We start from the raw sequence: 10,427 nt of genomic DNA, 5'->3' as shown, positions 1-10,427 counted from the left end.
TTCTGCAACAAATTTTCTCCATCGCCTAGGAGAATAATATCGAAGAAATTTGCAAAAGGTTCAGGGTTAGCAGTAAGTACTGGACCACCACCAAAAACTATAGGATGGTTATCATCACGGGAGGTTGCTCTTAATGGAATCGCCAGAAACTCCAATAAGTTCAAAATGTTGACGTAATCCAGTTCCCATGAAAAAGAGAAACCGACTAACTCTGGTTTTCTTGGAAGCTGTTCGTGAATATCTGTAAACAGGCGACTTACCTCAACATCAGAACGCATTGCTAAAGTTGCCCAAATGACTTGATAACCGAGACTAGTGATACCAACGCTGTACTCATTAGGAAAGGCAAATATCGTGGGAATAGCATCACTATCAGGCGTAGTTGGATTAAACAGAAGGCTTTCAGCGCTAAATGCAGAGGATATCACCTGTTAAAACAATAAAAGTATAAAAATATAAATAAATTATAGCTTTTTTTAATAAAAAGAATTCAGGAGTCAGGAGTCAGGAGTCAGGAGTCAGGAGTCAGGAGTCAGGAGGAGCCAGTGTTCGACTCGAGTTCCCTGGCTTAAAGCACCTAGAGTTCAGAAAATGACCTGAACTCTAAATTCTGAATTCTGAATTCTGACTCCTGACTTCTGATTAAAAGGCTTTTTTCTAGAAATAATGTTAGTTCTTGCAAACTACTGGGCACTATAAACACGAGGACATATCTTTAGTATCCTCAAATCCTAATACAAAAATACACAAAATACAGAAGTTAACTAGCGCATATGGAGAAAATACTGTTTCTAGCTACCTAATATTTTCAATTTAAATGAAATAGATACTTTTGGTTAACAATAAAAAGACCGTTTGTTTCAACCTTGGGCAACCGGCAGATTAGAGCATCAGCTAACTGGGGATAAAACACAAGAAATATTCTTAAATTTAACGTCAAATATATCCGTCACAAATACTTTCTCGCACAGAGTATTTGCACATAAAAATCATGAATTCAATAGACTTTACAGTAGTAATTCCGACTTATAACGGCTCTAAACGATTACCGTCTGTTTTACAGCGTTTACAGGAGCAAAAAGGGTTAGAACATTTAGAATGGGAAATTATTATTGTTGATAACAATAGTACAGATGAGACAGCAAAGGTTGTTTCTGACTACCAAAAAAGCTGGAAATTACAAATTCCCTTAAGATATGCTTTTGAAGCAAAACAAGGAGCAGGATTTGCTCGTCAGCGAGGGATAGTACAAGCCAAAGGTAAAATAGTAGGTTTTTTAGATGATGACAATTTACCTGCACGTAATTGGATTATAGAAGCTTATAAATTTGCAGATATTCATCCTAGAGCAGGAGCATATGCTAGCCAAATTCATGCTTTATTTGAAAGAGATCCAGGTGAACAAATAAAACCGATTTTATTTTATCTTGCCATTACAGAAAGAGGTGAATATCCTCAGATATATGAACCTCGCAAAAAGGGATTTCCTCCTTCTGCTGGCTTGGTTGTACGTAGAGAAGCATGGCTTAACAATGTTCCTGATCGTCTTTTTTTAAGTGGTAGAGTTGGTTCATCTATGTTGGGAAGTGAGGATGCTGAAGTCCTATTCTATATTCATCAAGCTAAATGGGAAATTTGGTACAATCCTGCGATGGAAGTTGAGCATATTATCCCTTCGTGGCGATTAGAAAAAAAATATTTAATTTCCTTAATGCGTGGTGTTGGCTTAGCACGTCATCATTTACGTATGCTATTACTTAAAAGTTGGCAAAGACCGTTTGCTTTTTTTATGTATTTTGTTAATGATATAAGAAAATTAATAAGTCACTTTTTCAGATATAGAAAATATCTAGACAATAATATTTTTGCTGCTTGCGAAATGGAAAGACTACGTGCAACTTTAATTAGTCCTTTCTTTTTATGGCAAGTCAGGATTAAAAGATTAATCAAACAATAAGTATCAATGAGATTACAAGTAGATTGATATTTATTAAAAAAAATGCATATTATTGTTTTAGAAAATGAAGTAACCTCATCTAGAGGAGGTCAAGAGCGAAGCCTACTAGATGTTTGTCAAGGGTTGTATAATCGTGGGCATAATATTAGCCTGTTTTATATAAAAGAAGGCGATTTGCTTAATAACTATCGTGCTTTTTGTTCTAACTTATCAAAAGTTAATACTTATAGAATTGAACGTCACAATTTTTTTGATTCTTTTAAAAATTTTGTGTCTTGTAATTTAAAGACAAAGGTTACGAAAAATACTATAGTCTATAGCAACCAATATCATGATAGCTTTTTTGGTTACACTTTAGCGTTATTCAAAAATATTCCATTTGTGTGTCATCTACGATTACCTCCACCTCCAATAGAGAAATTTGGTCTTCAATGGAGGATTGGAATGCATGGTGCAAAACGATTGATAGCAGTTTCACAACAAACCAAACTAGACTGGGTTAATAGAGGATACCAAGCAAATAAAATTGATGTTGTTTATAACGGAATTAACCCAGAATTATTTCAAAGATCAGCAAGTCAATTAATAGCTAAAACCCAGTGGGGAATTTCTGAGAATACTAAAGTTGTCTCATATATTGGGAGGTTAGATAAAGAAAAGGGAATAGAAACCTTGATTAATGGATTTGCCTTATTTTTCAAAAGATATGAACACGCTAAATTATTGATTGCTGGAAAACCACTATGTGAGAATGATGACTACAAAAAATCTCTACACCAGCTAACACAAGATCTGGGTATAGAAAAGAATGTTAACTTTCTTGGTCATATAACTAATACAACTGATCTCTACCATATAAGCGATTGTACTGTTTTACCAAGTATACATTCAGAGCCATTTGGCAGAACAGTTATTGAGTCAATGGCTTGTGGAACTCCCGTTATAGCTAGCCGAACTGGAGGAATCTGTGAAATTTTGACTGGGGAGTTTCAAGAATGGCTTTTCGAACCAGGAAATCCACAAGAGTTGGCAGATACTTTAAATTATGTCGTGAAATCGAAAGATTTAAATCATCAACTCAGCGCTAAATGTCGAGAACACATACTACATAATTTTCATGTAGACAGAATGGTGGAAGGTGTTGAAAAAGTTCTTTTGCACGTTCTTAACAATTAGTCTTAATTCATATGGAAGCAAACAACCCAACAGTTTCAGTGATTATCCCTACTTATAATCGAATTAAGTATATATCAAGAGCAATTAACAGTGTTATTAATCAAACTTTTCGGGACTATGAAATTATTGTTGTTGACGATGCTTCAACGGACGGAACTGTAAAATTTATTCGTGAAAATTATCCAAATATTACCTTAGTTCAGTTAAGCAAAAACAGTGGTGCTGGTGCAGCACGAAATCAGGCTCTATCGATTGCAAAAGGAAACTTTATTGCTTTTTTAGATTCTGATGATCAGTGGGAAAAAAATTATCTAGAAACTCAAATTCATTACATTCAAAGTGACTCAAATAATGTGTTAGCCTTTTGCGGTTGTATTCACCAAAAACAAGATAGGACTATTGTCAAATTTAACTGTAAGCCTTGGCTACCTTACCCTAACTTGGTTTATCATTTATTATCTGAAAATTTTATCCTCACGTCGTCTAGCGTGGTTGTACGTAGTGAGACTTTAAAGGAATCTGGGAAATTTAACGAGACGTTAAAAATTGGTGAAGATAAAGAGCTATTTTTAAGGTTACTATGCTTGGGAAAAGCTACTCACGTCCCGCATTACCTTGTTACTAAATATTCTCATGAAAGTAATCTCACAAGAAATTATCAATTATGGGTAAAAGAGACATTCAATTTATTAGATGTATTTTTTGATAATGATTTAAGTAAACCTTACAAACATTTTGAAGTTGAAACAAGAAGCCACAATGCAATGAGATTAGCAAGAATATTGTGGTACGAAAAACGCCAGCCTTTATTTGCATTGCAAATGTTTTTTAAAGCTTTTTCGATTTCACCACAGTACATTAGCCAGCACTTTTGGAAAAAAGTGACACACAAGTTAAACAAGAATTCAGGTTTGTAGTTGCGCTTTAGAGCACTAAAGCAAGCCAGTGCGTTGCTTTGGTTCCCAAAGCTCTGGCATCTGGCGTGCAACTACGAATCAAGAATCATTTAAAAAATCTAGTAATGATTAAGGTTAATTCCAGCTTCTTTAGCCATCGCAGACAAACCTTTCGTGTTTAGGGTTTTAATTGCTTTGGTAGAAAGCCGCAATTTCACCCAACGATTACCTTCCGCCCACCAAACACGCTTTTCTTGGAGGTTAACTTGCTGAAGACGTTTAGTACGGCGGTGAGAGTGGGAAACAGCAAAGGCATTATTTGCCTTCTTCCCAGTTAATTGACAGCGACGAGACATTGTAAGGCTCTCCAATTTTTTTGAACACAGTCTTCTATTGTATAGAACTGAAGACAGAATTTTCTCGTTATCCAGGGCTTGAACGTAAATTTTATCAGGTAGTCAGGAGTCAGAATTCAGGAGTCAGAATGATTATTGGTTTAAAACCACGCGTTGGCTCGTTACCGAGACAGGGGTTAAAACTTTTCTTAACACGGCATCCCTTTACGGGTGGTGTATTCTGACTCCTGACTCCAGAATTGCTGAATTCTTTTTTTTCTCAGACGACGGTGAAAACCTTCATCTATCAAAGGTTATTTTGTTGCCTCTTGTGTCAATTTAGTTAGCACGTCATTGGAACGTTCCACAAACGCTTTCATCCCTTCAGCATCGAAGCCTTTTTGAGACATGAGTGCTAAATCATATACATGTTGACAAATCAACTTCACCAATTGATCTGTAGGTGACTCCCCGCCAGCTTGAATAATACTACCTTGACTGAGATTTACTAGATGCTGTATCAAAGGGTGAGCTGTATTTACCAGCAAAATATGATCTTCAGGGAATTCTGTTGTTTGCTGCTGCATCAAAGCGTTCATTTCTCGCAGACGGCGAAGAATCTCAGGTAGCAATACCATTGCTGGTGGTGTTCCCTGTGGATCGTCAGATTTCAACGCTTCTGTACGGATATTGACTTTAGGCTTATTAAGAGCTTTCTCGAATAGCTCTTTTATGACTTCACTCTTAGTTTTATTCGTTTTTGGATCAACGATTTCCCCAGATTTATCTTGATCAAGTAGGGTGTTATCCAAGTCGGAATCTACCCGAGTGAATTTAACTTCATTATATTCCCTTTCGAGGAAGTTAATAAAGTGGGTGTCGATGAAGGAATCCATGAATAGAACTTCCAAGCCCTGGTTTTTGTGAAGTTCTACGTAGGTAGCTTGGGAGATTTCATCAGTACAGTAGAAAACTCGGTTTTCGTGACGTTCTTTGTTGCGTTCTAAATACTCTTTAAGAGTGGTGTATGGGAGTTTCCCGTTTCCTGTCTCCTCAGTTGGTGGTGTAACATCTTTCCATGCATCGTCGTCGCCGGTTTGAACTTGAACTGAAGGAGTTTCGCTTTGCTTATTCCCAGAGTCTTCAAGAGTTGTGCGGAAGATGATGATGTCTTCGATTTGTTTTTTGAATTTCTCGTCGTTGAGAACACCAAATTTTACAAAAGTACCAAGATCCTTCCAAGCACTGATGTATTGTTCTCGGCTGTCGCGGTAAAGTTCTTTTAGGCGATCGCCTACTTTCTTCGCAACGTAATCACCTATTTTCCGCACGGTACGATCAGTTTGCAAAGCACTCCGCGAAACGTTCAACGGAATATCAGTGCTATCAATCACACCCCGCATGGGTTGAAGAAATTGGGGGATAATTTCTTCACAATGGTCACTAACAAAAACTTGATTGCAAAATAGTTTTATCTGTCCCTTTGTAACATCTACATCGGGTCTCATTTTGGGGAAATACAGAATACCATTGATGATAAAAGGATAATCTGTATTCAGATGCACCCATAACAGGGGTTCTTCTTGAAAAGGATACAGGTAGCGATAAAACTCTAAATAATCTTCTTTACTCAAGCTACTTGGCGTCTCTCTCCAAGGTGCTTTTTGTTGATTTAATACCTCCCCATCAAGTTTAATGGGTACTGGCATAAAGTCGCAGTAAGTCTTGACAAGAGTCTTAATTCGTGCAGACTCTAAATATTCTTGTTCTTCGTCTTGAAGAGTTAGGGTAATTGTTGTACCACGAGTTGTACGGGTTGAGTCTTCAAGGGTGAATTCTGGTGAACCATCACAACTCCAATGAACTGCTTGCGCACCTTCTCGGAAGGAAAGCGTATCGATTTCTACTTTTTGCGCCACCATGAAGGAGGAATAGAAACCAAGACCAAAGTGACCGATAATTGGTTGATCTGCTTTACCTTCGTACTTATGAATAAATTCTTCAGCACTAGAGAAAGCAACTTGGTTAATGTATTTCTTGACTTCCTCTCCAGTCATCCCAATACCGTTGTCGGAGATGGAGAGGGTTTTCTTACCTTTATCTATTGATAGTTCAATTTCTGGTTCCCCAATGTCGCCTGAGTATTCTCCAGCACGGGATACCATTTTCAACTTTTGGATCGCGTCTACCGCGTTTGATACCAGTTCCCGCAAGAAGATTTCGTGATCTGAGTACAGGGACTTCTTGATAATCGGGAAAATATTCTCAGTATGAATACTGATTGTACCTTGTTCTAGCATATTTAATAAAGTGTGTCTTAGCTAGCTTTTAATTGACTCTTAAGAATCTATTCTCTGAGATTATCTATCAATAGAGGTAAGGATAGCCCCTTAGGTAGGATGTGGATTACCCTACTTTTAAGTTGTAAATTACGGTAGTGTACAATCATACTTCATCTGAGACACCATAGCGAGTTCTCAAATTGGTACGGATTTGAGACATAGCGGTTAAGCCATCAACAACTTTACCTTGTTGAGAGGCTTCCAACCCTATGCGTACTTCTTGTTGAAGTTCTTCGAGTCTTCCTTTATAGATATCTTCTTGCTGTTCTAGGAGTCTTATCCCTGCAAGAATGACTTCGATAGGGTTTTGATACTTACCACTACTGAGTTGGCGTTGTAACAAGGTTTCTACCTCTGGGGGCAAAAAGATTTGCATGGATTTTTCTAAAAGTGAGGAATACTATTAATTTTAACCAATAAGCTTATAAACCCGTACTAAGTCACGCAGGTTCCAGCATCCGGATATTACCCAGACTAACCTCAATTTGGACGTGATCATGGAGCACTTCTTTTAAAGGTAAAGAGCCATAGTCAGCGTCTGGTAAGCATTGAGTGCATTGTCCAAAAATTGTTCAGGAACAGGTAAACTGACACCAGCAACCCATAGCGGTCTTTCATTATCAATAATTTCCTCAACCCGCTTCCATGCAAAATTAAATATTATCCCGCACCCAATTCTTTAAATCTTGAATTGCTTGGGTTCTTCCAGAAACCTGACTCTGTTGAACGTATTGATTTACTAGCTCAATTATCGGAATATCTGGAAAAGTAGGACTAAAATCTGACTCTACATACTTTCCACCTTGCAAAACATTAATTTGTAACCCTTGTTTTCCGTATCGCCAAAGTTCTGGCACTCCCAAAATTTGGTAATTCTCCAAATGCGTACGGGAAGTTAAATCAATTTCTATGGCTAAATCCGGGGGTGGATCGACATTCATATCAAGGCGATTTTTACCGATAACTGCTGCTTGATTTTGAATGTAAAAACAGGCATCCGGTTCGACTGCTTGAGTCATACGCTCATTTTTCAAAGTTGTTGAACCCAAAGACTCAAAAGCAATTTGCCGTGCTTCCAATAAAATTTTTACCATGTCGCCAATAATTTCTTTGGCTTTTTCATGTTCGGGCAAGGGAACCATAATTTCTAAAAATCCATGACTATAAGAAAGTCTGGCAGCACGATGTTCACCCAATTCTGCCAGAATATTTTCAAATTGCTGCCAGCTAACATCTTCAAGTAGCAGTTGCTGTCCGGGTTGAATCCTCAATTGTCTTAACTCTAATAGCATAAATATTCATTCGGATAATCGTGAAAATAGAATACATTAATTTTTCTCAGCAGTCCTCCCCGTTGTGCCGTTTCCACAAGCTGCCGCGATAAATCGTGGAATGGCACCATTGAGCCTTCTTGGTCAATTGAGGGAGTCTTTATATATAGTAATTCACGAGTAGTTTACCTATATTACTTTTATCACCTCTAAACCTTTTTGTGACACCAACTAATCACCCGTGCAAACAGCGTAAATTACTAAATCACAGCAGGTTCCAGCATCCGAATCTTACCCAAACTAGCGTCAATTTCTACCTCTGTTCCTATAGGCAATGTTAATATAGTGTCTAAATGACCAATTTCAGCACCAGACCAAGACGGTATTTTTAAAGGTCGAATATGATCGTTGAGAACTTCTTCTAAAGTCAAAGATCCATAGTCGGCATCTGGTAAGCATTGAGTGCATTGCCCAAAAATGAAACCAGACAGTTGGTTAAACACTCCAGCGAGCTTAAGATGAGTTATTAAGCGATCAATACGGTAAACGTTCTCATTGGTATCTTCAAGAAATAAAATCGCACCCTTAAGATTAGGCACGTAGGGAGAACCAACAATACCAGAAAGTACTGAAAGATTACCACCAATAAGTCTCCCTCTGGCTTTCCCAGGATTTATCGTCCGAATACGGTTTTTAACCTGCATTAGGCGGTTTGCATCATCACTGTCTTTTTGATTTTGAAAAGTTACCATCTCACCTGCAAACAAAACACGACGAAAATAATCTGTCGGTGCAGTTCGCCAAGAAGTTAAGCCATTGGGACCATGAAATGTGATAATACCAGTTTGAGCATGAATTCCTAGAATTAAGGCTGTTATGTCGCTAAAGCCGATAATAATTTTCGGATTGTTGCGGATAAGTTGGTAATCTAGATAAGGTAAAATTCTGCTACATCCCCAGCCTCCTCGAATAGGAAGCAACGCAGCACTTTTTGGATCAGCAAAAAAACGGTTAATATCGCTGGCTCGATCTGTATCTTTTCCCGCTAAATAACCATAGCGATCGCGCAAATGCGGAGCAAGATAAGGAACCAATCCAAGTGCGCGAACAGCATCAACAACTACATTGACATCTTCACTTACAAACGCAGCACTTGCGGGACTAATTATTCCTACACCTTCACCAGGACGTAATCTTGCAGGCTTAAGATAATGAGAATTGGCTGCAAGCACTGATTTTGATGCTGAAGCTAAAGCAACAGTTGCAGCAGAAGAGGTGATAAAGTTGCGACGCGTCAGCATGAGGTATAATTTTCAAAGATTTTATCTCATGTTACAGCAACTAGGGATTCTGAATATACCGTAAAGATGGATCACCCAGGTGCTTGAGTACTCTGATACTGACTGCGAAAGGATGAAGGAGGTATGCAGCGCATAGCCGATCACGAAGCTAACGGCGCACATCCGTATCGCATCACTAGACTACGCAACTGTAGCAGTTTAGAAGCCGCAGGTTACGCTAAAGAGAAACACTTGGGTGAATTGAAGTGTCCTTCCCTGACACCCTAAGCGCTACACCCAGTGAAAAAATTTCGGCAAATTGGCAATCAACTAATTGCAAGGGGAGGATATCTTAAAAACGCCTGAAAAATAGGTATTAACCACAGAAAATATTTTCGTTCATCCTAGGAGATGAAATATGGCCCGGATATTGAAGCATCGTCGGTTTCTCCAGGCTTCAGTCGCCATTGCGCTAAGCATAGGAATAGGGTTTATGCTCCACACTATTAAGGTAAATGCTGATATTGTCCATCAGCAAGATACTACCCAAAAATTGGTATCGCCCGCCGCCTCCACCACTGCTAGCAGCATTTACGTTAACCCACAAATTGGTCAGGATAGCCAGGTTCAGGGGAGACACAAGCGACACCCTATAAAACTATTACTTATGCTCTCGTTCAAGCTCAACCAGGTACAGTTATTCAGCTCGCTCCTGGTCAATATAACAAAGACAGTGGCGAACAATTCCCGCTCCTAATTAAACAAGGTGTGACACTGCATGGTGATGACAACAGCAAAGGTCAATCTGTACTAATTATCGGCAGTGGAATTTTTATTAGTCCTACATTTGCTCGTCAAAATATCACTATCCGTGCCGATGGGAATAGTACTATCTCTGGGGTCACAGTCACTAACCCGGAAAATCGTGGTACTGGTATCGTAAAATTTTATTAAGAACGTGGACAAATGAGTGTAAAAATAGACAAATGTGGCAAGACTGGCAACATGAAGTTATCAATGCAAGATATAATAGCAATTATTAGTAGTTATGCTGCTAGATTATATGGATAAGGGAGGTGGAAACGTAAAACCGAAAAAATTATTGAGGCTTTACAAAATGAAGAGTGTTGAAAAACATATTATTAAAAAATCTCATGACTGGTACAACTA

At 38.3% G+C, this 10,427-nt stretch carries 11 protein-coding genes and 1 pseudogene; 6 read left to right on the top strand and 6 right to left on the bottom strand.

Features of this window, described 5'->3' with window-relative positions:
- A pseudogene (locus tag G4P69_RS33535) lies at window positions 1–428 on the bottom strand (radical SAM protein); the annotation flags it as partial.
- Between the two features lie 563 nt (window positions 429–991).
- Here G4P69_RS33535 and hpsE point away from each other — a divergent pair.
- The 3 genes from hpsE to G4P69_RS33520 are packed head-to-tail and all read left to right on the top strand — an operon-like array spanning window position 992 to window position 4,050.
- The gene (gene hpsE, locus G4P69_RS33530) at window positions 992–1,957 is read left to right on the top strand and encodes a hormogonium polysaccharide biosynthesis glycosyltransferase HpsE (RefSeq protein ID WP_208343086.1); all 966 of its coding nucleotides are present in this window, start codon (window positions 992–994) and stop codon (window positions 1,955–1,957) included.
- 42 nt (window positions 1,958–1,999) lie between these two features.
- Window positions 2,000–3,133 carry a glycosyltransferase family 4 protein gene (locus G4P69_RS33525; protein WP_208343082.1) on the top strand — a complete coding sequence of 378 codons (1,134 nt, stop codon included), beginning with the start codon at window positions 2,000–2,002 and terminating at the stop codon, window positions 3,131–3,133.
- Window positions 3,134–3,144: 11 nt separating this feature from the next.
- A complete protein-coding gene (locus G4P69_RS33520; protein ID WP_208343081.1) occupies window positions 3,145–4,050 on the top strand; it encodes a glycosyltransferase family 2 protein in 906 nt (301 codons plus the stop codon).
- Between the two features lie 98 nt (window positions 4,051–4,148).
- On the opposite strand, the gene rpmB is transcribed toward G4P69_RS33520, so the two are convergent.
- From rpmB to G4P69_RS33495, 5 genes are all read right to left on the bottom strand, one after another.
- The gene (gene rpmB, locus G4P69_RS33515) at window positions 4,149–4,385 is read right to left on the bottom strand and encodes a 50S ribosomal protein L28 (RefSeq protein ID WP_208343080.1); all 237 of its coding nucleotides are present in this window, start codon (window positions 4,383–4,385) and stop codon (window positions 4,149–4,151) included.
- A gap of 293 nt (window positions 4,386–4,678) precedes the next feature.
- The gene (gene htpG / locus G4P69_RS33510) at window positions 4,679–6,664 is read right to left on the bottom strand and encodes a molecular chaperone HtpG (protein ID WP_208343079.1); all 1,986 of its coding nucleotides are present in this window, start codon (window positions 6,662–6,664) and stop codon (window positions 4,679–4,681) included.
- A 145-nt stretch (window positions 6,665–6,809) separates the two neighbouring features.
- The gene (locus G4P69_RS33505) at window positions 6,810–7,082 is read right to left on the bottom strand and encodes a ribbon-helix-helix domain-containing protein (RefSeq protein WP_208343077.1); all 273 of its coding nucleotides are present in this window, start codon (window positions 7,080–7,082) and stop codon (window positions 6,810–6,812) included.
- Window positions 7,083–7,359: 277 nt separating this feature from the next.
- Window positions 7,360–7,998, bottom strand: coding sequence for a Uma2 family endonuclease (locus G4P69_RS33500; protein ID WP_208343075.1), 639 nt, complete (start codon window positions 7,996–7,998; stop codon window positions 7,360–7,362).
- A 239-nt stretch (window positions 7,999–8,237) separates the two neighbouring features.
- Window positions 8,238–9,278, bottom strand: coding sequence for a S66 peptidase family protein (locus G4P69_RS33495; protein WP_208354179.1), 1,041 nt, complete (start codon window positions 9,276–9,278; stop codon window positions 8,238–8,240).
- A 123-nt stretch (window positions 9,279–9,401) separates the two neighbouring features.
- On the opposite strand from G4P69_RS33495, the gene G4P69_RS33490 reads away from it, so the two are divergent.
- The 3 genes from G4P69_RS33490 to G4P69_RS33485 all read left to right on the top strand — a co-directional run bounded on the left by G4P69_RS33490 (window position 9,402) and on the right by G4P69_RS33485 (window position 10,211).
- The gene (locus G4P69_RS33490) at window positions 9,402–9,545 is read left to right on the top strand and encodes a hypothetical protein (protein ID WP_208343068.1); all 144 of its coding nucleotides are present in this window, start codon (window positions 9,402–9,404) and stop codon (window positions 9,543–9,545) included.
- Between the two features lie 130 nt (window positions 9,546–9,675).
- On the top strand, window positions 9,676–10,014 hold the full coding sequence (locus G4P69_RS40765; RefSeq protein WP_390693713.1) for a hypothetical protein: 339 nt from the start codon (window positions 9,676–9,678) through the stop codon (window positions 10,012–10,014).
- Window positions 9,918–10,211, top strand: a complete 294-nt coding sequence (locus tag G4P69_RS33485; RefSeq protein WP_390693718.1) for a DUF1565 domain-containing protein — start codon at window positions 9,918–9,920, stop codon at window positions 10,209–10,211. Before G4P69_RS40765 ends, G4P69_RS33485 begins: the two co-directional genes overlap by 97 nt.
- Window positions 10,212–10,427: the final 216 nt, after the last annotated feature.

Source organism: Aetokthonos hydrillicola CCALA 1050 (assembly GCF_017591665.1).
GTDB classification, from domain to species: Bacteria; Cyanobacteriota; Cyanobacteriia; order Cyanobacteriales; family Nostocaceae; genus Aetokthonos; species Aetokthonos hydrillicola.
This window is presented reverse-complemented; position numbering and strand designations above follow the sequence as displayed.

Bases quoted from the DNA above. Each gene is read 5' to 3' on its own strand.
- G4P69_RS33490 (WP_208343068.1), top strand. From the start codon at position 9,402: ATGCAGCGCATAGCCGATCACGAAGCTAACGGCGCACATCCGTATCGC.
- G4P69_RS33495 (WP_208354179.1), bottom strand. From the start codon at position 9,278: ATGCTGACGCGTCGCAACTTTATCACCTCTTCTGCTGCAACTGTTGCT.
- rpmB (WP_208343080.1), bottom strand. From the start codon at position 4,385: ATGTCTCGTCGCTGTCAATTAACTGGGAAGAAGGCAAATAATGCCTTT.
- hpsE (WP_208343086.1), top strand. From the start codon at position 992: ATGAATTCAATAGACTTTACAGTAGTAATTCCGACTTATAACGGCTCT.
- G4P69_RS40765 (WP_390693713.1), top strand. From the start codon at position 9,676: ATGGCCCGGATATTGAAGCATCGTCGGTTTCTCCAGGCTTCAGTCGCC.
- G4P69_RS33525 (WP_208343082.1), top strand. From the start codon at position 2,000: ATGCATATTATTGTTTTAGAAAATGAAGTAACCTCATCTAGAGGAGGT.
- G4P69_RS33520 (WP_208343081.1), top strand. From the start codon at position 3,145: ATGGAAGCAAACAACCCAACAGTTTCAGTGATTATCCCTACTTATAAT.
- htpG (WP_208343079.1), bottom strand. From the start codon at position 6,664: ATGCTAGAACAAGGTACAATCAGTATTCATACTGAGAATATTTTCCCG.
- G4P69_RS33505 (WP_208343077.1), bottom strand. From the start codon at position 7,082: ATGCAAATCTTTTTGCCCCCAGAGGTAGAAACCTTGTTACAACGCCAA.
- G4P69_RS33500 (WP_208343075.1), bottom strand. From the start codon at position 7,998: ATGCTATTAGAGTTAAGACAATTGAGGATTCAACCCGGACAGCAACTG.